Raw genomic sequence first — 21,104 nt, forward strand, 5'->3', positions numbered from 1 at the left:
CCCTGACGTGCGGCTACTTGGCAGCGGACTGAGCGGCGGCAAGCGCGTCCTTCGGAGACTTCGAGCCACTGAGGGCGGACTGGACGGCCTTCCACAACTGCTCCGAGACCTTCGGGTACTTGGTGCCCAGATCATCGCTGGTGCGGCCCTTGGCCGCCTTGACCGCATCCACCCACGGCTTGAGCTCGGGGTCGGCTGCCATCTGCTTGCCCTGCACCTCGGTGGTGGGGGCGACGTAGGAGAGGGTCGTGTCGGTGTCGTACAGGTTCTGAGTGCTGGTCAGACAGGCCGCGAGCTTCTGCGCGGTGGTGTAGCGACCGGCGTCGCCCTGCACCGGGAGGGTGACGAACTCTCCACCGATCGGGGCCGCGGCGCTGCCGCCGTCGGAGCCCGGTATGGGCAGGACGCCGTAGTCGAATCCCGCCTTCTTGGCGTTGGCGAGTTGCCACGTGCCGTTCTCGGCGAACGCGTAGTCGCCGGTCGCGAACTCCTGCCAGCTGGTGGTCTGGGTGTTGTTGAGTACGGAGTTGGGGGCGTAGCCCTTGTCCAACCAGTCCGTCCACAGGGACAGCGCGGAGACGGCCGCGGAGGAGTCGATGTCGGTCAGTTCCGCGCCCGAGCCCCAGAACCACGGCAGGAACTGGAAGCTGCCCTCCTCCGTGCCGATCGCGGAGAAGGTGATGCCCTTCTTGCCCGCCTTCTTGACCTTCGCCAGCGCCGCCGTCATGGTCGGCCAGTCCTTGACCGAGGCGATGTCCACCCCGGCCTCCTGCAGGACCTCCTTGTTGTAGTACAGGGCAAGGGTGTTGGCGCCGATCGGAGTGCCGTAGGTCTTGCCCTTCAGCTGGCCGGCCTCGAGCAGGTTGGGGTCCACGCCCGAGGTGTCGAGCTTGTTCTCGTCAGTGGTCGTGAGGACGCCGGCCTCGGCCAGGGTCGACACCACCGGGTTGTCGACGATGAGGACGTCCGGGGAGTTGTCCTGCTGAGCGGCAAGGAGTGCCTTGTTCGCCAGGTCGCTGGTGTCGAAGCCGGTCCGCTTGATCTGCACATCTGCCTCGGCACCGCAGGAATCGAGGAGCTTGTCCCAGGCCGAGCCTTTGGCGAACTGCGGGTAGGGGTCCCAGACGGTGTACGTGCCGTCGTCGGCTTCCTTCGCCCCGGTGCCTCCCGAACCGCAGGCAGTGGCGCTGAGGGCGACGACCAGGGCGGTCGCAGCCGCGGTCGTCAGACGGCGCTTTCTGGCGGAGCTGTTCATCGCGGGTTCCTTTGTCTTGAGCATGCGGGTGCCGAGGACGGTGAGCAGGTGGAGAACGCGGGCATGCCGAACGGCGCGGGCGACCGGTTCGGGTGTCCAGTGGTCTGACGCGTAGGGGGGGTGATCAGGGCGTACGGGGCCCAGAGTCCGCCGGGGGTGTGGCGCCGGCCGGCCCGGTGCTGGCCCGCAGGGACACCGGTGGTACGAGGAGGTGGTGCCGGGGCGGTGCGCCGGGGTTGTCGAGCCGCTCGACCAGGAGGTCGACGGCGAGACGGCCCAGCTCCGCCGCCGGTACGTCCGCAGCGGTGAGCTGCGGGGTCACCGTCTGGGCCCAGCGGCTGGCCACGACGCCGGTGACGGAGAAGTCACGCGGCACATGGCGGCCGGCCTCGACCAGCCCTCGGTAGAGGCCGCCGAGCGCGGCCTCGTTCAGGGTGACCAGGGCCGTGGTGGCCGGATCGTCGTGCAGGATCTGTTCCAGACACGTCTGGCCCGAAGCGGGGTCGTCCCCGCAGCAGTACGTCCGGACCGTCAGCCCGCGTTCGGCCGCGGCCTTCGTGAAGCCGTCCAGGCCGCGGTGCGCGGACTCGTACCCGCTCCGCAGCAGTTGCTCGGGGCGGTTGACGAAGGCGACTCGGCGGTGCCCGAGATCCGCCAGATGGTGCACGCACGCCTCCACCAGCGCGGTGTGGTCGAGGCCCGCCCACCAGCCGCCCTCGGGATGCGCGGTACGGCCGATGGCGACGAACGGAAAGTCCACAGCGGTCAGATGGTCCACCCGGTCGTCCTCGAGACGGATCTCCATCAGGATCGCGCCGTCGACCCGCCGCTCCCCCAGCAACCGCTGGAAGGAGCGGTCGCTGTCCACGCCGCTGGGGGACAGCAGTACGTCGTAGTCGCAGGCCGCGGCGGCCTCCACCACACTGCCGATGAAATCCAGTTGCATGCCCGTGTAGTGGTTCCCGGCCGGCGGGAAGACCAGCCCGAGCGTGCGGGTCCGCCCGTTGGCCAGGGCGCGGGCGCTGGCGCTGGGTCGGTAGCCCAGCTCGTCCACGACCTGCTGGATCCTCCTTCGGGTGCCCTCCGAGACCGGGCGCTTGCCGCTCAGCGCGTAGGACACGGTGCTCCGCGAGACACCGGCCCGGCGGGCGATCTCACCGATATTCACGGCGACTCCTTCGTCGAACCGGTTCGCATGAAGCGAAGTTAGGAATCGCCGGAGCGGCTGTCAATACTCGGGACGCGATTCACCAAATCCCATGAGGGATAAGGGAAGTTCCTTACGTCGGGGGGATTGCTGGCCGCTTTGCCCGGTGCTAGCTTCGCCGAACCGGTTCGATGAAGCGATCCCTCCGCCGAACCGACGGGGCAAGAAGCCCCCTGGGCGATCCACCTCCACTCCGGAACCCGAACCCGGAATCCGGAGCCTGGAACTGCCTTGCGCTCCTTGGAGCGCAGCTGACCGAACGGGTTCGGCGTACTCCTCCCCAGGCTCTCCGCTCGGAACGGCATGTGGACGAGCCGCCGACCCGAGGAGGGCCGACCGGATCCCGGAACCCCTGACTGAAGGATTGAGGACGCAATCCATGCCATCCGCTGACAGATCCGCCCGGCGCCGAAGCTCGGCCGCCGTGGCCCTGGCTCTCGGCGCGGGCCTGCTGGCCACACCCGCCGCGCCGGCGCAGGCGGCCGACGCGCCCCGGCCCGCCGCTCACTACACCTTCGACCAGGACGACCTCGCCTCCGGAAAGATCAGCGACAGTTCCGGCCACGGTCTGACCGCGAGCCTGCTCAACGGATCCACCGCGCAGTCCGTCACCGGCACCGGCGGAGGCAAGGCGCTGGCTCTGCAGGGCGGGGCGCCCACCTCCGACGGTCCGTACGTCCGCCTTCCTCGCGAAGTGGTCGGCGGAGCGGACGACCTGACGGTGTCCGCCCGCGTGAAGTGGGGCGGCGACAAGTCGGCCTGGCAGCGGATCTTCGATCTGGGCAGCAACGACACCAAGTACCTCTTCGTCACCCCGTCCAACAGCAGCGGCCTGCTGCAGACCTCGGTGACCACCGGCGGAGGAGGCGCGGAGGCGCAGACCCGCGGGTACGCGATGCTGCCCGCGGACGAGTGGCGGACGGTCACCGTCACCCTCGACTCCACCGCGGGCCGGGTCACCACCTATCTCGACGGTGTGGTGGTCTCCTCCGCCGCGACCAGCATCAAGGCCAAGGACCTGCTGGGCACTTCGGCCACGACGGCCGGCTACATCGGCAAGTCCTTCTATCCGGACCCCCTGTTCAAGGGGGCCATCGACGACTTCACCGTGTGGCACGCGGCGCTCAGTGCCGAACAGGTGGCCGGTACGGTCGCAACCCTGCCCACCCTCAAGGAGCTCTCGAAGACGTCCTTCGAGGTCCGTACGACGTCCGGGACCGCTCCATCCCTCCCCGCCGCCGTCCGCTCCTCCTTCTCCGACGGCTACGACCGCGACACACCGGTCACCTGGAACGACGTACCGGCCGACAAGTACGCCCGGCCGGGAACGTTCACCGTGGCGGGAACGGCAGCCGGGCGCACGGTGCAGGCGACCGTCACGGTGGTCCGCGAGGGGCAGCTCACCGTCGACCTCGGCTCGGACACCGGCGCGTTCCACGGCGGCGCCTCCGGCACCCTCTACGGCGTGTACGGTCCGGACGTCCCCACCAACAACCTCATGGAGGGCATGGGCCTGCGCACGGTCTCCACGAAGGCGCAGGACGGCCCGCAGCACCCCGGCGCCGACGCCCTGGAGGTGGTCAAGCCGCTGGCCGACGCCACCGACGGTGACGTGTACATCTACATGACCGACATCCACCGCGGCTTCCCGTACCAGTGGCCGGGCGACACCCCCGAGCAGAAGCTCAAGCTCTACCGGGAGAAGATCGTCAAGCAGGTCGACCAGGTCCTGAAGCTGCCGAAGGAGTACCAGGACAACGTCGTCTTCGTGCCGTTCAACGAGCCCGAGGGCAACATGTTCGGTACCGGCGAGTGGAGCTACAACAAGGTCAGCTGGCTGAACGACCCGGACGACTACTTCGCCGCCTGGGACGACTTCCACCAGCTCATCAGGAGCAAGATGCCCGAGGCCCGCATCGCGGGTCCCAACACCAGCATCCTCTTCGACCAGGTGAAGGGTTTCCTCACGCACGCCCAGGCCGCCGGTACTCTTCCCGACGTCATCACCTGGCACGAGCTGAGCCACCCGGAGGCGGTGCGCGAGAGCGTCGCCAGGTACCGGGGGTGGGAGAAGGACCTCTTCAGGGGCACCGCCAAGGAGGGTACCCAACTCCCGATCAACATCAATGAGTACGCGTTCAACTACCACACCTCCGTGCCCGGCCAGATGATCCAGTGGGTGTCCGCGATCGAGGAGTCCAAGGTCGACGCCGACATCGCGTACTGGAACATCGACGGCAATCTCTCCGACTCCGCGGTGCAGTCCAACCGCGGTAACGGCCAGTGGTGGCTGCTCAACTCGTACGCTTCGATGAGCGGGCACACGGTGAAGGTGACCCCGCCGTTCCCGGGCGAGAACTACACCATGCAGGGCGTCGCCACGCTCGACGAGAAGAAGAAGCAGGCCCGGCTGCTCTTCGGCGGGTCCACCGGCAAGGGCCACATCACCTTCGACAACGTACCGGAGAAGATCTTCGGCGACCGGGTGCACGCCTGGGTGCGGGAGATCGAGTGGAGTGGCCAGCTGGGAGACTCCCCCGGGCCGCAGCTGCTCGCGGAGCGGGACGTGCGGGTCGGCGACGACGGCACGGTCGTCGTCGGCTTCGGCGACGGCGGACTGCCGAAGCTGAAGGAGTCCTCGGCGTACGAGATCATCCTCAGCCCGGCCGGGAAGGCCGCCGGCACGCAGTCACCGTCCACGCGCTGGAAGTCGTCGTACGAGGCGGAGGACGCCGCCCACACCGGGTCCGGTTACTCGAAGAACGGCCCGGAGGGTTCGCCCCGAGACGTGTCGAAGTTCTACACCTCCGGCGGCTACGACGTGGGGGGCCTGCGCACCGGCTCGGACCTCACGCTCGACTTCACGGTGGACGTTCCCGAGGACGGCACGTACGACCTCAGTGTCTTCGCCAACTCCCTCAACACCTTCGACAAGGTGAAGGAACAGGGCCCCACCAACGTCTTCCTGCGCGTCGACGGCGAGGCGGCCAGCGAGCAGGAGCTGCACCTTCCGCTCGGCTACAAGTGGGTGGTGTGGGACCACGTCGACACCAAGGTGAAGCTCACCAAGGGCAAGCACACCCTGACGCTCGCCGCGAAGAGCGCCGACGGCAAGCGCGCCACCCAGGGCGATGCCATCGTCGACCGCCTCCTCCTCTCCCTCCCCGGGGCTTCGGCCACCGCCCAGGTGTACGAGGGCGAGCTGGCCTGGCCGGCCCGCGGGGCGCGGCCCGTGTACGAGCTGCCGGAGCAGGCCGGGACCCCCGCCACCGGCTCCGGCGCGGTCCGGCTCGGGAAGGGGCAGACCGCCACGTTCTGGGTCCACTCACCCGCCGACCGCGAGGCCACCCTCGAGGTCGACACCCTCCGCAGCGCGAACGCCCGGCTCACCGTCAACGGACACGATGTCCTGCGCCTGTCCCAGGGCAGGAACAGCGTGGCGGTCTCCCTCTCGGGCGGCGTCAACAAGGTGACTGTAACGGGAGGTTCGTCCAGCACGCTCGTGGACCGGCTCACGGTAACGCCCACTCAGGGCACGCTTCCGACTCGTACGTACGAGGCGGGCGACGCCGAACTCGCGGGCTCGGCCACGCTCGCCCCGCTCTCCCTGGCCACCGGCGGCACTGCCGTCACCGGCATCGGCGGCGAGCCCGGCAACGGCAACACCGCGACGTTCACCGTCGGCGCCGACCGGGCCGGCCTGTACGCGCTGCGCGTCCGCTACTCCAACCCCGAACAGTCCGAAGCCACCCACTACAACCCGGACCCGCTCGCCCGCCACGCCGACATCACCGTCAACGGCGACGAGATACGCCGCGTCGGCTTTCCGCACAGCTTCCACCGCAACAATTTCTGGGAGCTGACCATCCCGGTCCACCTCAAGAAGGGACGGAACACGGTCTCCTTCAGCTCCGAGGAGCTGCCGAACTTCGACGGCACCACGTACGCCTCGGACACCTTCCCCGGCGTACTGCTTCGCTCCCGCTACGCGCCGCTGATCGACCGGATCACGGTCGCGCCGTACGCGCGGAAGGTGCGATGAGGTCGTCACCACCTGCGGCACGGTGACACGCACGGTGGTCGGGTAGCAGGGGCGCCATGCCCTCACCCTGTCCGGCAGGGCGCACCCGCTCGGCCATCGATGCGCAAGCAGGCGCCTGGGCCCGGCACAGTCGCCGGTCCCGGGCGCCGGCCTGATCGACGTCGTGTGGCCACGACCGAAACCCCGTCTGCCAACGACAACCACCGCGCCGCTGAACGCCGCTCGGCCGGTTTCGCCGTACCTGGCCGCCGCCGGACGAGCGGGGCTTTCCGATGGGGATGCCGACAAGGGTGTCGATGCCAAGCTCCTCGGCTGCCGCGTCGCTCTGTTGCCCGGGGCGCTGCAGAAGCCGGCCGAAGACGGCGGCGGTGACCGGGTTGGCCACCAGTTCGGCGATGCCGGTGGCGGCGGTGAGCGGCACGCGTACTTCGTCGCCTTCGATTGTGAGCAGGGCGGTGAGGCGGATGTCGCGGCGGGAGGCCGCTGCGGCGATCTCGTGGTCGCCGCTCTCGACGGTCCAGGCATGCGTGCGGGTTTCCCAGTAGGCGTACTCGTCCCGGGCGATCCGCCAGGTCCTGCGCAGGCGCGGCATCCAGGCCGTGATCCCGGAGCGGGCCGACCAGCGGGCCAACCGGCGGCGGCGCGGACAGGCGGGCGGCAGGCCGCCGGCCTTCGACCGCGAGGCATACGGGCAACGCAACACTGTCGAGCGGTGCGTCAACCGCCTCAAGCAGTGGCGCGGCATCGCCACCCGCTACGAGAAGACCGCGACCCAATGACCAGATTCAGCCCCAGGACGACGTGGATTCATGAACATCGCCCGGGCCACCCGAGTACTGACGAAGCAGATCCGGCATAACACACGGGCCAGCAGCCGCACCCGGTTCCGCCTGTGAGCTCGTCTGCCTTCCCACGGATTCCTGTACCTGTGCGGTCGTCGCCGGGATATGACTGGTGGGGTTGACGTGACCGACCTGCCCTATGGGGCGACGGCTGGGGCGGAATGCAGCTCGCGCCTGTCTCATCCTGAAACGCCGGTAGAGCGTGCTCCTGCCGATCGCGCTGCACGCCGGGGCGCACGCCCCTGACCGGCGGTATGTCCAGTCGTACGCGGTGCCGACCCAATCCCGTCCGCCCTCAGGCGGCCGTACGCCATTTCAGATAGGCGCGCCGGCGCCGGGCGCGGACGAGTCGTTCGAGGAGGAGAGCGACGGCCGGAGGGTAGGGCGTCTTCGACGGCTTGCCTGCACCGAGGCGGGCGAGCTGCCGCGACGTGACGGCCTGGACGGCCGCGGCTGCCAGCGATTTGTTCCGGAAGCGGGTGCGGGGCGGGTGGGCCTGCGCATCACCGCCGGCAAGCCACTGTCCCGGCAGAGTGGGGTCGATTGCCAGCGCCGTGGCCAGGCCGGCCATGGCGACTCCGGAGTCGATCACCTGTTGGGCGACCGCGCGTCGCCGGATCCCTCCGGTCAGCAGCAGTGGCAGCGGCGAGGTGGCGACGAGCCGCTCGGCGAGTTCGAGGAAGTACGCCTCGCGGGCAAGGGTGCGGCCGTCCGCGGGGAAGCCCGCCGTGGCCAGGCTCTCGATGCTGCCGCCGGACAGCTCGACCAGGTCAGCCCCCACATCGGCGAGCATCTTGATCACGTCACGTGCGTCGTCGGTGTCGAATCCGCCGCGCTGGAAGTCCGCCGAGTTCAGTTTCACTCCCACTGCGAAGCCCGTGCCGACGCGCTCGCGGACCGCACCCATGACATCGAGCAGCAGGCGGGCGCGGTTGTGCAGGCTGCCGCCCCAGCGGTCGTCGCGCCGGTTCGCCAGGGGAGAGAGGAACTGGGAGAGGAGGTAGCCGTGGGCGGCGTGGATCTCGACTCCGTCGAAGCCGGCCTGTTGGGCCCGCTGCGCGGTCACGGCGAAGCGTTCCACCGTCTCGTCGATCTGCTGGGCGGTCATCGGCTGGGGTGTCGGGTACATGCTGGAGAAGCCGCCGGCGTCGATCGGCACTGCGGAGGGCGCCCAGGTGGTGTCGGCGATGTCTTCGGGGATGACGCGCCCGGGGTGGTTGATCTGCATCCAGATCTGTCCGCCTGCCGATTTGCCGGCAGCCGCCCAGCGCTGGAACGGCTCCAGCGGCGTGTCCTGTTCCAGGACGACGTCGCCGGGCTGGGCAACTGCTCTGCCGTCGATCATGACGTGTCCGGTGATCAGGAGCCCGGCGCCTCCCGCGGCCCAACGGCGGTAGAGCGTGAGGAGTTCGTCACCGGGCAGCTGGCCTGGCGCGGCGAGCAACTCTTCCATCGCGGCCTTCGCGATCCTGTTGGGCAGGGGAGCGCCGTTGCTCAGGTGCAGCGGCTCATTCAGCGTGGTCATCTCTTCTCCCGTGACGTCGGCTCTGGGCGGCCTCAGTGGGCTGTCGGCGCCGTTGTCCGTCTTCGCGCCGCAGGTTGTGGCGTCACGAGGTGGCGGGGTCGAGGTCGCTCACGTCTTCGAATCCGGCCTTGCGGTTGAGGTTGCCGGTGATGCGGGCGACCGTGTTCCGGGGAAGCAGGCGCGACGCCCAGGTTCCCGCGCGGTTGGAGGCGCGTCCGGGGAAGGAGACGGACCGGCCGCGTGCGAAGTCGTCGAGTGTTCCGGCAGCGACGTCGGCGGGGGTGTCCGTGGTCTTCGGGTCCATGGACGCGGTCGTACGGTCGAAGAATCCGGTGTCGGTGGCTCCCGGGTGGGCCGCCATCACGCGCACGCCGGTACCTCGGACCTCCTCGGCGAGCGCCTCGGTGAACGAGAGCACGAATGCTTTGGTGGCGGCGTAACTGGCCTGGTACGGCATGGGCTGGAAGGCGGCGGTGGAGGCGACGTTGACGATGCCGCCGCGGCCGCGTTCGACCATGCCGGCGCCCAGGAGGTGGACCAGGCCGATCAGCGCGGTGACGTTCACGTCGACGGACTGAAGGTTGGGTTCGAGGGGACGGCCGAGGAAGGGCCCCACCGACCCCATCCCGGCGTTGTTGACCAGGAGGTCCACGTCCAGGCCGAGTTCCTCGATGGCGTCGACCACCGTCTGCGGGGACCGCCGGTCCGAGAGGTCTGCGGCGATCACGTCGACTCGGACGGAATGGGCCTTCCGGATCTGCCCGGCAAGGGTGTTGAGTGCGTCGGCCGAGCGGGCGACAAGGACGAGGTGTGCGCCTCGGGAGGCGAGTTCCCGTGCGAAGGCCTCGCCCAGTCCCTTCGAAGCGCCGGTGACCACGGCTGTGGTGTTCGTGTAGTCGTGCATGAGTGAGTGCTTCCTGTTCGGCTGGGCGCCGGGCCGCGTCGGAGTGGACGGGCCTCGGGAAGGACGGGACGCGGAAAGCGTCCCGCACTGGGGACGGCCTCGTGTCCACAGCGGGAACGAGGACCGATTACTTCGAGTCTCGAAGAAACATAACACTTCGAGACTCGAAGTAAAAAGGCTAGGATGAGGCCATGACGCGAAGCACCCTTGAGGCAGCGGTGGTGGCGAACCATGAGATCTTCATGCGGACCAGCGCCCGGATCGAGACCGTCCTGGCCGAACACGGTCTGACGCAGGCAACCGCTCAGGCACTCTGGGCGATCGACCCGGCCGAGGCGCCGCCCTCGATGAAGGAACTGGCCGGCCGGCTGTACTGCAACGCGCCCAACCTCAGCTTCGTCATGAATCAGCTCACCGGCCGGGGACTCGTCGAACGTTCCGCCGACCCCGCCGACCGCCGTTCACGCGTCGCAGCGCTGACGGAGGACGGCCGACGGGTACGGTCTGCGCTGATCGAGGCAACACTGGCCCTGAGCCCGTTCGCCCGACTGGACGCCGACGACCTGCTCAAGCTGGTGAGTCTCCTGGGCAAGGCGCTCGAACCGACGGCAGGTCCGGCGTGAGATTCGGCAGACTTCAAGACGCGGCACACGGACTCGCCGGTCTGCCGGCAGGGGTGAGCCCCGGCGACTGGTCGAGCACGAAGGGGTGTCCGGGTTTCCGGGGTGTCCAGCCGTTGACCCGAGCTGCGCGGATTGCATCGGCAACCCGCTGTAGCCACTGCTGTGGCCGGCATGGTTCGCCGGGGTGATGGGCGGAGGCAGTGGCTCTCGTCCGCGGACCAAATCCTCGGTCACAGTTACTGGCCAAACGGAAACCAACGTGGCCAAGTACCGATCAAAGTCTCAGCACGGACCGGATCCCGTGGTGCGCGTGTCCGGACTGCAACATGAACCGGGCCTTCTTGGGACGGCAAGGGCCTGAAGCGCTCACCGCTCCCCCGCGAGGTCGAGATCACCCCTGCTCGTCCCGGCCGTACCCTCAGCGATCCGGGGACGCCGCCAGGGGTGCGCGATCGGACCCGACACCGCCCGCCACCACGCCTCGACCGGCAGCTTCCCCGCAGGCTCGAACGGTTCACCCGGCCGCGGGAACGCCACCGCCTGCCCGACTTCCTCGGCCGCGTCCTTCGTCCACTCCCCCGGCTCCGCCCACGCGTGCGGAGCCAGGTTGAACGTCCCCCAGTGGATCGGCAGCAGGGCGCCGCCCGGCCTGCCTCCCTGCAGGTCGAGGTGGGCGCGTACGCCTTCCTCGGGAGTCATGTGGATGTCCGGCCAGAACTCGGCGTACGCCCCGAGCTGGATCATCGTGGCGTCGAACGGGCCGTGGGCGGCGCCGATGTCCCGGAATCCCTCGAAGTAGCCCGTGTCCCCGCTGTGGAAGACGCGGTGTTCCGCACCGGCCACGACCCAGGACGCCCAGAGGGTGTGCTGGGTGTTGCGCAGGCCGCGCCCGCAGAAGTGCCGGGCCGGGGTGGCGGTCAGGGTGAGGCCGCCGACGCGCGTCGACTCGTGCCAGTCCAGCTCGCGCAGCCGGTCGGCGGAGACGCCCCAGTGTTCGAGGTGGGCGCCGACGCCGAGGGGCACCGCGAACAGGGTGTCCGTGCCGGCCAGCGCCGAGATCGTGGGCATGTCCAGGTGGTCGTAGTGGTCGTGGGAGATGACGACGACGTCGACCGGGCCCAGCGCGGCCAGGGGCACCGGGACCGGATGCAGCCGCTTGGGGCCGGCGAAGGGGAACGGGGAGCAGCGCTCGCCCCACACCGGGTCGAAGAGCACCCGCTGTCCGTCGATCTCGGCGAGCACACTGGAGTGCCCCATCCAGGTCAGCCGCAGTCCGGTGGCGGGCGGCCGGGCGAGGTCGGCGAGCGTGGTGGCGTGCACCGGGACCGTGCCGCGCGGCGCACGGCGGAGCCGCGCCTGCCTGTCGAAGTAGATCTTGGCGAACTCGCGGGCCGATCCGGAGGGCCGGGTCCGGGCGGTGCCCCCGGGGTTCTGGAAGACGCCGTCAGCGAAGTGCGGCGATCTGCGGATACGCGCCATGCGCTCACCGCTGGGGTCCGCGCCGAAGGCCGCGGGCCGCGGCACGCGGAGCCCGGGGCTCGGGGAACGGAAACCGGCCACGGTACCTCCAGGTGGAGTAGGTCAGGCTCTCATTGTCGCCTCGTCCGACGTCACTCGAACGCCCGATGTCACATCCGAGTTCCCGCCGACCGTCGTACCGGTGAGGGCGCCCCCGCAGGAGCGCCCGGAAGGCAACGGCACGACCGACGGACAGGAAGGTGGCCCTCATGGCCCGCGTATCCCTCACCCCGCCCCGGACGCTCCTCCTCCGCGTCATGGAGTGGTACTCCCGGCGCACCTACGGAAAGGTTCTCGACCCCGGCAAGGCGCTCGCCCACAACCCGCGCGTGCTCTGGGGCGACCTGCGGTTCGAGCAGTCCGTGGCCAAGTGGAACAGGCTGGACTCCGATCTGAAGGCGCTCGCCGTGATGGCCTCGGCGGCCTCGATCGGCTGCTCCTGGTGCATGGACTTCGGCTACTGGGAGAACGCCGAGCGCGGCATGGACCGGCGCAAGCTCCACGACGTGCCGGTGTGGCGGGAGAGCGACGCCTACACGCCACTGGAGCGGGACGTCATGGAGTACGCCGAGGCGGTGACGGCGACGCCGCCCACCGTCGGCGACGACCTCGCCGAGCGGCTGCGGATCCGGCTGGGCGAGCCCGCGTTCGTGGAGCTGACGGCCATGGTCGCGGTCGAGAACCTGCGTTCCCGTATCAACGCGGCGCTCGACCTCACCAGCCAGGGCTTCAAGGACTCCTGCGACCTGCCCGACGCCGGCCCCGCGGCCGCGACCGCCGCGCCGGCGGACTGAGCCACCGGGACCGGAAGCGGCCGTCACCGCGGGTCCGGGCGGATCGGCCGCCGTACGACGGCGCTGCTCTCCGGCTGGGCGCGGGCGTGCGGTGGTATGCCGCGACCGGGCAGGCCAAGGGGTGGTGGCCGGGGATCGAGGGCTGGGCGGTGACGCTGCGCGAGCCCGCACTCCGAGAGGTCCGCGGGAACCGGACCGCCAGTGGAAGGCTGCGATCGCCGAGGTCGTCGCCGCGGGCGTGGCCGCCGGAGAGTTCTCCTGCGCGGAGCCCGACGGCGCCGCCCTGCGTCTGACCGCGCAGCTCGACGGACCGGCCGCGCAGCTCGACGGACCGGAGGCGTAGCTCGACGGACCGGCCGCGCAGCTCGACGGACCGGAGGCGTAGCTCGACGGACCGGCCGCGTAGCCGACGTCGTACGGGGGGCGCGGTGTCACGGGCCCGGGCGCGGGAGTGGACGGACCGGGCGCTCACCCGGGAACCGGGTCCGGACCGCGCGGCGTCGACGACACCGCGCCGCTGGTCCGGACCGCCCGCCCGCCCACGCCCCGCTGTCAGGCAACCGCCGAGATCCGCATCTTGATGTCGTCCGGCGACAGCGTCCCCTTGGCCGTCACGTGGTCCCCCGACGACTCCCCGCGCAGCCGGCGTCCGATCCACGGCACCAGGTACTCGCGTGCCCAGTGCACGTCGTCCCGTCGTACGTGGAGGGTGCCGCGGGGCGGCAGCTGCGGCCAGGGCTGCTCCGGGTCTGCCGGCACCCGCAGGCCGAGGGCCTGCCCCGCGCGCAGCGCCACGCGCGTGTGCCCCTCGGGTGACAGGTGCAGCCGGTCGGCGTCCCACGCCCTGCGGTCCTGGACGCTCCGCAGCGACCACAGGTCGAGGACGGGACAGCCGTAGCGGTCGGCTACGGCACGGACGTGTCCGTTGTACGTGGCGATCTTGCCGCGCAGATGCTTGAGGACGGGCACCCCACGGGTGTCGAAGCCGGTCGTCACGAGGACGGTGCCGGCCACGGCGGTCAGCGCGGCCACCGCCCGCTCGAACCGCTCCGCCACCTCGTCGGGGTCGGTGCCGGGCCGGATGATGTCGTTGCCGCCCGCCGCGAAGGAGACCAGGTCCGGCGCGAGTTCGGCGACGCGCGGGACCTGTTCCGCCACGATCTGGTCGAGCAGCCTGCCGCGCACGGCGAGGTTGGTGTACCTGAAGTCGCCCTCGGGGCGTCGGTCGGCGAGCAGTACGGCGAACCGGTCGGCCCAGCCGACGAACGCCCCGTCGGGTCCGGGGTCGCCGACGCCCTCGGTGAAGCTGTCCCCCACCGCCACGTACGACCCGATCACTTCTCTGCTGTCACTCTTCGAATCGTCTGCCACGTCGGCCCATGATTCACCTCGGAATGTGACCTACGCGACCGTAGAAAGGGTTGACGGGCGGTGAGAAAGACCACTCCTAAAGTGTTCACCAATTCAGGAATACACCGAAGGCCGGACCCGGGGATCGGGGTCCGGCCTTCGGTCGCGCGGGGGCTGTGCCCGAAACCGTCGTCAGAGGGAGACGCCGTGCGAGCGCAGGTAGGCGATCGGGTCCACGTCCGAGCCGTAGTCCGGCGTGGTGCGGATCTCGAAGTGCAGGTGCGGGCCGGTCACGTTGCCGGTGGCACCCGAGAGACCGACCTGCTGACCCGCCGTCACGGACTGCCCGGCGGAGACGGAGAGCGAGGACAGGTGGGCGTACTGGGCGTAGTGGCCGTCGGCGAGCTGGATGACGACCTGGTTGCCGTACGCTCCGCCCCAGCCGGCGGAGACGACGGTGCCCGCGCCGACGGCCTTGAGCGAGGTGCCGGTCGGGACGACGAAGTCCGTGCCGGTGTGGTAGCCGCTGGACCACATGCTGCCGGTCTGGTGGTACGGGGTGCCGACGCTGCCGCCGGGGACGGGCGAGGTGAAGCCGCTGGTGGCGCCGGCGGACTGGCCGCTCGTGTCCGAGGAGTCCGAGGACGAGGTCTGCGCGGCGTCCGACGACTTCTCGGACGACTCGGACTTCCCTGCCGACGACTTCTGCGGCGCGGCGGGCTTCTCGGCCGCCGGCTTCTCCGACTCGGCGGAGGACGACGGGGCCGACGCCTTGGCGGCCTGCCCGCTGATCGAGAGCTTCAGGCCGGGGTGGATCAGCGAGGGGTCCGAACCGACGGCCTCGCGGTTGTCCGAGTACAGCTTCTTCCAGCCGCCGTCGACGTCCTGCTCGTCGGCGATCCTCGAGAGGTAGTCACCGCTCTTCACCGTGTACGTCCGCGCGTCCGCGTTCTTCTCGGCGCTGCCTCCGGCGGCCTTCTTCGCCGTCGTCGGGACGGACTGCACGGCCTGCCCGGAAACGGACTGCGCGGGAGCGGCGTGGGCAGCGGCGGCGCCCATCAGCGGGAGCGCGAGCGCGGCGCCCCCGGTTCCGGCGACGGCGATGGTGCGGGTCAGGCGCATGGTCCTGGTACGGCGGTGCTTACCCTTCGCGGGCATGACGAATTCCTCTCCGGCGCCTGCGAGGTGAGCTGTCGGGTGCGGGCTGGAGATGCCCGGCCGCGCCGAGACGCGGCTTTACCCCAAGCCGTTCCGGGAACCGGAACAGGCAGTCGTACCTGTGGGTCCCCCGCTCCTGCCGTGTACGGGTGGTGGGTGGGTGCGGGTTCCGGTCGGCGGCAGGATTAGGCGTCCGTCCGGATCGGTGGTGAACGTAAGGGACCAGGACGCGCAGGGACAAGCGAGGGGTTCCATTGACAGGTGTTCCGATTGATCCTTTACGGGAATCACCGGTCACCCTCCGTCGATTCGCGGAGCGCCGTCTCACGTAAACCGCCTTGAAAACCGGCCTGATTACGTGAGCATGACGAGCAACGCACGGTCACGGATATGACGCTGCTCACGCGGCGCCTCGCCACCCTCTTTCATTTCAGCGCTAGTTGGAATGAAAGCGCCAATTCGGACAGAAGGCTTAGGAATGGCGTAGTCGGACGGCTGAAACGCCGAGGCTCCAGGACCGTGCCGTATCGTCGAGTGGTGCCCGTCGGCGAGCGGCGTCGACGGGGCGGAGTGGGAGGAGTCCCCGTGACGCAGCAGGTCCCGTCGACCGAACCCGAGCTGGCCGGTGTGCGCAACTTCCGTGACGTGGGCGGACTGCCGACCGTGGACGGGCGGCGAGTGCGGCAGGGGGTGCTGTTCCGCAGCGGTCACCTGGCGCACGCCACCGGTGAGGACGCCGCGTTCCTCGCCTCGCTGGGCCTGCACACCATCTTCGACTTCCGCAACGCGGCCGACCAGAAACTCGAAGGCCCGGACGTCGAGCTTCCGGGCGTGCGCAATGTGAACCTGCCGCTGAGCGATCCGGCCGACGGCGCCGAGTTCTGGAAGATGGTCCGCGACGGGGACCTCGACCAGCTGCGCGAGATCCTGGCGGACGGCAAGGGCGCCAACCGGATGATCGACTCCTACCGCATGATCATCAAGGAGCGCACGGCGGAGCACTCCCGGGTGCTGCACGCGCTCGCCGAGGACAGCGTCCCCGCCCTGATGCACTGCGCGGCCGGCAAGGACCGCGCGGGCCTGTCGATCGCCGTCACCCTGCTCGCCCTGGGCGTCGAGCGCGAGGCCGTCGTCGACGACTACCTGAAGTCCAACGCCGCGCACCGCCGCTACAAGGTACGCCGCAGCAGCTCCGCCGCCTCGGCCTACTCCCCCGAGGTCATGGAGCTGCTCAGCCCCCTGTTCGACGCGCGGGTCGAATACCTTGCGGCGGCCTTCGAGACCGTCGAGGAGACCTGGGGCGGCGTCGACGCGTACCTGGAGAAGGGCCTGCGGATCACCCCGGAGACCCGGGAGCGGCTGCGCGAGCGGATGCTGGACTGAGGCATCCACTCACCCGCTACTTGGCGCCGACCTCGAAGAGCAGGTAGATGAAGGCCGCGAAGACGTGGCCCACGATGAGGTAGATGAAGAGCCGCACCCACAGGGCGCGCGGGAACTTCTCCTGCAGATTCATGGCATCTCTCCTAGGGTCGGGTGGATCGCGGTGGTGGCCGGTCCCAGGCACAGCGCCGCCGTCGGGCTCTGCAGCAGGGTGTGGACGAAGAGCAGTTCGACCCCGTCGGCGTCCTGGGCGGCGATCCGGTGCGGGGTCAGCGAGTCGAAGTGCGCGCTGTCGCCCGGAGCGAGCCGGTGCACGGTGTCCCCGAGGCGCAGTCGCAGCCGGCCCCGCAGGACGTGGAGCCACTCCTCGCCGGGGTGCACCCGCACGATGTCGCCCTGCGAGCCGTGCGGCACATGGACGCGCAGGGCCTGCATACCGCGGCCGGCCCCGCCGGCCTGCCAGTACGTCCATCCGCCCGCGAACGTCGGTTCCATGGCGTCCGCGCGCACGACGGCGTCCCGGTCCACCGCCGTCTCACCGAGCAGCTCCGACACGGTCGTACCGTAGATGCGGGCGAGGGAGAGCAGCATCGGCAGCGAGGGCTGACGCTGCCCGGTCTCCAGGCGGGAGAGATGGGCGGGCGACAGCCCGGCGGCGCGGGCCGCCGCCTCGAGGGTGAGGGCGGCCCTGCGCCGCAGGGCGCGCAGCTGCGGTGCCACGACGGACACCGCGTCCGCCGGCGCGTCCGGCGCCGGTGGTCTGGACTCGTGGGAGGTCATGCCTCCATTCAGTCCGAGAATTGCCTGTCAGGCAATTTTTTTGCCTGACAGGCAAAGGCGACAGGCAAAAGCGACCGGGCGGGCGGCCCTGGCAGTCCTCCGAGACGGCCGGGAGCGGTCCTCCAAGACGTGCGGGAGCGGTCCTCGGTGGCTCCGTCCCGCTAGCGGTTGGCCACCGCCTGCCTGACCAGGGTCTTGCCGAAGTCCCACATCAGGCCTCCTCCGTTGTGCGCGTCGTCCATCACCTCGGTGAAGGCGTCGACGAACCGGTCCGCGTCCGCCACGTCGATGATCAGCGGCGGGATCAGCTTGATCACCTCCAGGTGGTCGCCGGAGACCTGGGTGAGGATCCGGTGGCGTTGCAGCAGCGGCACCACCACCATCTGCGCGAACAGTCCCTTCCGCGTGGCCTGCAGCATCGTCCACCGGCTGCGCAGCTTCAGCGATCTCGGCCGGCCGAACTCGATGCCGATCATCAGCCCCCGGCCCCGGACGTCGGCGAGCAGCTCGTAGCGGTCCACCAGCTCCGTCAGCCGGGACTTCAGCCGCTCCCCCACCGCGGCCGCGTTCGCCACGATCTCCTCGTTCTCCATCACCGAGAGCACCGCGAGCCCGGCCGCCATGGCCTGCGCGTTGGCCCCGAAGCTCGCCGAGTGGACCAGCACCCGGTCCATCGAGGAGAACACCTTCCGGAAGATCCAGTCCCTGCCCAGCGTGGCCCCCACCGGTACATATCCGCCGGACAGTGCCTTGGCCACGCACACCAGGTCGGGCTCGACGCCGTCCTCGTGCTGGAAGGCGTAGAACTTCCCGGTCCGGCCGAGGCCCGTCTGCACCTCGTCGGCGATCAGCAGTGCCTTGTGCCGGTGCAGCAGTTCCTGCGCGGCGCGCAGATAGCCGGGCGGGGCCTCGTGCACGCCCTTGCCCTGGACCGGCTCCACGATCAGCGCGGCCACGTCGCCCTGCTTCAGCTCCCGCGCCAGTGCGTCCAGGTCGCCGAGCGGTACGGCGGTGTCGGGCAGCAGCGGGGCGAAGCCGTCGCGGAAGCCGCTCTCGCCGTTGACGGACAGCGCGCCGGTGGTCAGCCCGTGGAAGGCGTGCGTGCAGTACAGGATCCTCGGCCTGCCGGTCGCGTACCGGGCGAACTTCAGCGCGGTCTCGACCGACTCCGTGCCGCTGTTGCCGAAGAAGACCCGGTCCAGGTGCGGGCTGTAGGAGAGCAGCTTCTCGGCCAGCAGCCCGGGCAGCGGCGGACAGTCGAAGCGGGTCAGGTCGGCCAGCGAGGCGTCGAGGACGTCGTGCAGTGCCTTGCGCACGACGGGGTGGTGGCGTCCCAGGCCCATCACGGCGAACCCGGCGAGCATGTCCAGGTAGTCGTTGCCGTCCGCGTCCCAGAAGTGCGCGCCCTCGGCCCGCTCGTAGACCTTGTCGAACCCGATGGTGCGCAGCATGCGCGGCAGCTGGTGGTTGAGGTGCCTGGCGTGCAGCTCGTACCGCTCGGCTCCGCGGTCGGCCAGGAGGGCGGCGAGGTCGAACTCCTCGGTCATTCAGTTCTCTCCTTGCACTGGCATGACGATCCGTCCGCCCTCGGTCCGGTCTCCGGCCTTCTGTCCGGCCTGCGCCGCGGTCGGTGCCGCGGTCGGTGCCGCGGTCGGTGCCGCGACGGCCAGGCTCGCGCTGATCCGGCCGGCGATCTCGACCGGGGTGAGACCGATGTCGGCGAGCACCTCGGCGCGCTTGGCGTGTGCGAGGAACTGCTCGGGGATGCCGAACCGGCGTACGGGAACATCGACCTCCGCGTCGCCCAGCGCCAGGGCCACCGCCGAACCGACCCCGGCCGCACGGCTGTTGTCCTCCACGACGGCCACCAGGCGGTGCCGGGCGGCCAGGGGTGCGAGCGCCGGGTCGACGGGTTTGACCCAGCGCGGATCGACGACGGTGCATCCGACGCCGCGGGCCTCGAGCAGCTCGGCGGCGCGGAGGCAGACGGGCGCCATCACGCCGACCGCCACCAGCAGCACCTCGGGCCGGTCGGCCGCGTGCAGGACGTCCATGCCGCCGACCCGGTCGACGGCCGGGACCACCGGCCCGACGGACTCCTTCGGGAAGCGCACCAGCGTCGGCGCGTCGTCGACGGCGACCGCCTCGCGCAGCTGGGCGCGCAGCTGGTCGGCGTCGCGCGGGGCGGCGATCCGCAGGCCCGGGACGACCTGGAGGACGGACATGTCCCACATGCCGTTGTGCGAGGGCCCGTCGGCGCCGGTGACCCCGGCCCGGTCCAGGACGAAGGTGACCCCGCAACGGTGCAGGGCCACGTCCATGAGCACCTGGTCGAAGGCGCGGTTGAGGAAGGTGGCGTACACGGCGACGACCGGATGCAGGCCGCCGGTGGCGAGGCCGGCCGCGGACACGGCGGCGTGCTGCTCGGCGATGCCGACGTCCCAGACCCGGTCGGGGAACCGCTCGGCGAAGCGGCCGAGACCGACCGGGTGCAGCATCGCCGCGGTGATCGCCACGACGTCGTCGCGCTCCTCACCGATCCGGACGATCTCCTCGCCGAACACGGAGGTCCAGGACGGCGCGTCGGAGGGGCTGAGCGGCGCGCAGGTGAGCGGGTCCATCACGCCGACGGTGTGGAAGTGGTCCGCCTCGTCGCGCAGGGCCGGTTCGTAGCCGCGGCCCTTCTCCGTGAGGCAGTGCACCAGTACGGGCCCGTGGAAGCGTTTCGCTCGACGCAGCGCCGACTCGACGGCCCCGATGTCGTGCCCGTCGATCGGACCCACGTACTTCAGCCCCAGGTCCTCGAAGAGTCCCTGCGGGGCGAAGGCGTCCTTGAAGCCCTTCTTCGCACCGTGCATCGCCTCGTACAGGGTGTTGCCCACCACGGGTGTGCGCTGGAGCACGTCCTTGCCCCAGGCGAGCATCCGCTCGTAGCCGTCGGTCGTGCGGAGCGTCGCGAGGTGGTTGGCGAGGCCGCCGATGGTCGGCGCGTACGAGCGTTCGTTGTCGTTGACGACGATGATCAGCGGCCGGTCCCTGGACGCCGCGATGTTGTTCAGGGCCTCCCAGGCCATGCCGCCGGTGAGCGCGCCGTCGCCGATGACGGCGGCGACGTGACCCCGCCCGCCCTGCACCTGACGGGCCTTGGCGAGGCCGTCGGCCCAGCCGAGCACGGTGGAGGCGTGACTGTTCTCGATGACGTCGTGCTCGGACTCCTCGCGGGAGGGGTAGCCGGACAGTCCGCCCTTGCCGCGCAGCTTGGAGAAGTCCTGACGCCCCGTCAGAAGTTTGTGTACGTAACTCTGGTGGCCGGTGTCCCACAGGATGCGGTCGGCCGGTGACTCGAACACCCGGTGCAGGGCGACGGTCAGTTCCACCACGCCCAGGTTGGGGCCGAGGTGGCCGCCGGTGCGGGCGACCGCGTGCACCAGGAAGTCACGTATCTCGTCGGACAGTTCACCGAGTTCCGCCTCGGACAGCGCCTTCAGGTCGCGTGGTCCCCTGATGCTCTCCAGAATCGTCACGCTCGGGCCCCCTTCGGTCCGTGCTGTTCAGCTCACGGTGACGGCCGGCTCCCCCGACGCGCCGTCCTTCTCCATCTGCTCGGCGATCTTCATGGCCTCCTCGATGAGGGTCTCCACGATCTTGGACTCGGGGACGGTCTTGATGACCTCGCCCTTGACGAAGATCTGCCCCTTGCCGTTGCCGGAGGCGACGCCGAGG

At 70.2% G+C, this 21,104-nt stretch carries 16 protein-coding genes, 3 pseudogenes and 1 riboswitch; of the genes and pseudogenes, 6 read left to right on the forward strand and 13 right to left on the reverse strand.

Features of this window, described 5'->3' with window-relative positions:
• Window positions 1-13: 13 nt before the first annotated feature.
• Window positions 14-1,255: a sugar ABC transporter substrate-binding protein gene (locus ACP4J0_RS09785; protein ID WP_426598231.1), complete on the reverse strand. Its 1,242-nt coding sequence runs from the start codon at window positions 1,253-1,255 to the stop codon at window positions 14-16.
• A gap of 124 nt (window positions 1,256-1,379) precedes the next feature.
• Entirely contained in the window at window positions 1,380-2,423 is a 1,044-nt protein-coding gene (locus ACP4J0_RS09790) for a LacI family DNA-binding transcriptional regulator (RefSeq protein ID WP_426598232.1), read from the reverse strand.
• A gap of 418 nt (window positions 2,424-2,841) precedes the next feature.
• On the opposite strand from ACP4J0_RS09790, the gene ACP4J0_RS09795 reads away from it, so the two are divergent.
• Window positions 2,842-6,504: a LamG-like jellyroll fold domain-containing protein gene (locus ACP4J0_RS09795; RefSeq protein WP_426598233.1), complete on the forward strand. Its 3,663-nt coding sequence runs from the start codon at window positions 2,842-2,844 to the stop codon at window positions 6,502-6,504.
• On the opposite strand, the gene ACP4J0_RS09800 is transcribed toward ACP4J0_RS09795, so the two are convergent.
• Entirely contained in the window at window positions 6,470-7,096 is a 627-nt protein-coding gene (locus tag ACP4J0_RS09800; RefSeq protein ID WP_426598234.1) for a hypothetical protein, read from the reverse strand. The two genes, ACP4J0_RS09795 and ACP4J0_RS09800, sit on opposite strands and share 35 nt — an antisense overlap.
• Here ACP4J0_RS09800 and ACP4J0_RS09805 point away from each other — a divergent pair.
• A pseudogene (locus ACP4J0_RS09805) lies at window positions 7,050-7,283 on the forward strand (transposase); the annotation flags it as partial. The gene ACP4J0_RS09800 and the pseudogene ACP4J0_RS09805 sit on opposite strands and share 47 nt — an antisense overlap.
• A gap of 358 nt (window positions 7,284-7,641) precedes the next feature.
• On the opposite strand, the gene ACP4J0_RS09810 reads toward ACP4J0_RS09805, so the two are convergent.
• Both ACP4J0_RS09810 and ACP4J0_RS09815 read right to left on the reverse strand, forming a co-directional pair.
• Window positions 7,642-8,871, reverse strand: a complete 1,230-nt coding sequence (locus ACP4J0_RS09810) for an NADH:flavin oxidoreductase/NADH oxidase family protein (RefSeq protein ID WP_426598235.1) — start codon at window positions 8,869-8,871, stop codon at window positions 7,642-7,644.
• An 82-nt stretch (window positions 8,872-8,953) separates the two neighbouring features.
• Window positions 8,954-9,775, reverse strand: a complete 822-nt coding sequence (locus ACP4J0_RS09815) for an SDR family NAD(P)-dependent oxidoreductase (RefSeq protein ID WP_426598236.1) — start codon at window positions 9,773-9,775, stop codon at window positions 8,954-8,956.
• Window positions 9,776-9,966: 191 nt separating this feature from the next.
• Between ACP4J0_RS09815 and ACP4J0_RS09820 the strand changes: the two genes are divergently transcribed.
• Window positions 9,967-10,398 (forward strand): MarR family winged helix-turn-helix transcriptional regulator, encoded by a 432-nt coding sequence (locus ACP4J0_RS09820; RefSeq protein WP_426598237.1) that lies wholly within the window; start codon window positions 9,967-9,969, stop codon window positions 10,396-10,398.
• Window positions 10,399-10,764: 366 nt separating this feature from the next.
• Here the strand turns inward: ACP4J0_RS09820 and ACP4J0_RS09825 are convergent, their stop codons facing one another.
• Window positions 10,765-11,958: an MBL fold metallo-hydrolase gene (locus tag ACP4J0_RS09825; RefSeq protein WP_426598238.1), complete on the reverse strand. Its 1,194-nt coding sequence runs from the start codon at window positions 11,956-11,958 to the stop codon at window positions 10,765-10,767.
• A gap of 167 nt (window positions 11,959-12,125) precedes the next feature.
• On the opposite strand from ACP4J0_RS09825, the gene ACP4J0_RS09830 reads away from it, so the two are divergent.
• Both ACP4J0_RS09830 and ACP4J0_RS09835 read left to right on the forward strand, forming a co-directional pair.
• Complete coding sequence (locus ACP4J0_RS09830) at window positions 12,126-12,710, forward strand: carboxymuconolactone decarboxylase family protein (protein ID WP_426598239.1); 585 nt, start codon at window positions 12,126-12,128, stop codon at window positions 12,708-12,710.
• A gap of 42 nt (window positions 12,711-12,752) precedes the next feature.
• Window positions 12,753-13,216: pseudogene (locus tag ACP4J0_RS09835) on the forward strand (TetR family transcriptional regulator C-terminal domain-containing protein); the annotation flags it as partial.
• A gap of 46 nt (window positions 13,217-13,262) precedes the next feature.
• Here the strand turns inward: ACP4J0_RS09835 and ACP4J0_RS09840 are convergent.
• Both ACP4J0_RS09840 and ACP4J0_RS09845 read right to left on the reverse strand, forming a co-directional pair.
• Window positions 13,263-14,048 (reverse strand): SGNH/GDSL hydrolase family protein, encoded by a 786-nt coding sequence (locus tag ACP4J0_RS09840; protein ID WP_426525612.1) that lies wholly within the window; start codon window positions 14,046-14,048, stop codon window positions 13,263-13,265.
• Window positions 14,049-14,252: 204 nt separating this feature from the next.
• Complete coding sequence (locus ACP4J0_RS09845) at window positions 14,253-15,218, reverse strand: M23 family metallopeptidase (RefSeq protein WP_426598240.1); 966 nt, start codon at window positions 15,216-15,218, stop codon at window positions 14,253-14,255.
• A gap of 4 nt (window positions 15,219-15,222) precedes the next feature.
• A riboswitch (cyclic di-AMP (ydaO/yuaA leader) is annotated at window positions 15,223-15,380 on the reverse strand.
• 423 nt (window positions 15,381-15,803) lie between these two features.
• On the opposite strand from ACP4J0_RS09845, the gene ACP4J0_RS09850 reads away from it, so the two are divergent.
• On the forward strand, window positions 15,804-16,601 hold the full coding sequence (locus tag ACP4J0_RS09850; protein ID WP_426598241.1) for a tyrosine-protein phosphatase: 798 nt from the start codon (window positions 15,804-15,806) through the stop codon (window positions 16,599-16,601).
• A gap of 16 nt (window positions 16,602-16,617) precedes the next feature.
• On the opposite strand, the gene ACP4J0_RS09855 is transcribed toward ACP4J0_RS09850, so the two are convergent.
• The 5 genes and pseudogenes from ACP4J0_RS09855 to ACP4J0_RS09875 form a co-directional block, all read right to left on the reverse strand.
• Window positions 16,618-16,734, reverse strand: a complete 117-nt coding sequence (locus tag ACP4J0_RS09855) for a DUF6126 family protein (protein ID WP_426525602.1) — start codon at window positions 16,732-16,734, stop codon at window positions 16,618-16,620.
• Window positions 16,731-17,381 (reverse strand): helix-turn-helix domain-containing protein, encoded by a 651-nt coding sequence (locus tag ACP4J0_RS09860; protein WP_426598242.1) that lies wholly within the window; start codon window positions 17,379-17,381, stop codon window positions 16,731-16,733. Before ACP4J0_RS09860 ends, ACP4J0_RS09855 begins: the two co-directional genes overlap by 4 nt.
• 161 nt (window positions 17,382-17,542) lie before the next feature.
• The gene (locus ACP4J0_RS09865) at window positions 17,543-18,928 is read right to left on the reverse strand and encodes an aspartate aminotransferase family protein (protein WP_426598243.1); all 1,386 of its coding nucleotides are present in this window, start codon (window positions 18,926-18,928) and stop codon (window positions 17,543-17,545) included.
• The gene (dxs, locus tag ACP4J0_RS09870; RefSeq protein WP_426598244.1) at window positions 18,929-20,905 is read right to left on the reverse strand and encodes a 1-deoxy-D-xylulose-5-phosphate synthase; all 1,977 of its coding nucleotides are present in this window, start codon (window positions 20,903-20,905) and stop codon (window positions 18,929-18,931) included. It lies immediately after the preceding gene.
• Window positions 20,906-20,932: 27 nt separating this feature from the next.
• Window positions 20,933-21,104 (reverse strand): annotated as a pseudogene (locus tag ACP4J0_RS09875) (flavodoxin-dependent (E)-4-hydroxy-3-methylbut-2-enyl-diphosphate synthase); the annotation flags it as partial.

Origin of the sequence: Streptomyces sp. WG7 (genome assembly GCF_049975785.1) — a bacterium.
Lineage (GTDB): Bacteria > Actinomycetota > Actinomycetes > Streptomycetales > Streptomycetaceae > Streptomyces.

Excerpts from the sequence above, each read along its gene's own strand:
- ACP4J0_RS09785 (WP_426598231.1), bottom strand. The coding sequence starts at position 1,255 with ATGAACAGCTCCGCCAGAAAGCGCCGTCTGACGACCGCGGCTGCGACC.
- ACP4J0_RS09795 (WP_426598233.1), top strand. The coding sequence starts at position 2,842 with ATGCCATCCGCTGACAGATCCGCCCGGCGCCGAAGCTCGGCCGCCGTG.
- ACP4J0_RS09800 (WP_426598234.1), bottom strand. The coding sequence starts at position 7,096 with ATGCCGCGCCTGCGCAGGACCTGGCGGATCGCCCGGGACGAGTACGCC.
- ACP4J0_RS09810 (WP_426598235.1), bottom strand. The coding sequence starts at position 8,871 with ATGACCACGCTGAATGAGCCGCTGCACCTGAGCAACGGCGCTCCCCTG.
- ACP4J0_RS09815 (WP_426598236.1), bottom strand. The coding sequence starts at position 9,775 with ATGCACGACTACACGAACACCACAGCCGTGGTCACCGGCGCTTCGAAG.
- ACP4J0_RS09820 (WP_426598237.1), top strand. The coding sequence starts at position 9,967 with ATGACGCGAAGCACCCTTGAGGCAGCGGTGGTGGCGAACCATGAGATC.
- ACP4J0_RS09830 (WP_426598239.1), top strand. The coding sequence starts at position 12,126 with ATGGCCCGCGTATCCCTCACCCCGCCCCGGACGCTCCTCCTCCGCGTC.
- ACP4J0_RS09845 (WP_426598240.1), bottom strand. The coding sequence starts at position 15,218 with ATGCCCGCGAAGGGTAAGCACCGCCGTACCAGGACCATGCGCCTGACC.
- ACP4J0_RS09855 (WP_426525602.1), bottom strand. The coding sequence starts at position 16,734 with ATGAATCTGCAGGAGAAGTTCCCGCGCGCCCTGTGGGTGCGGCTCTTC.
- ACP4J0_RS09860 (WP_426598242.1), bottom strand. The coding sequence starts at position 17,381 with ATGACCTCCCACGAGTCCAGACCACCGGCGCCGGACGCGCCGGCGGAC.
- ACP4J0_RS09865 (WP_426598243.1), bottom strand. The coding sequence starts at position 18,928 with ATGACCGAGGAGTTCGACCTCGCCGCCCTCCTGGCCGACCGCGGAGCC.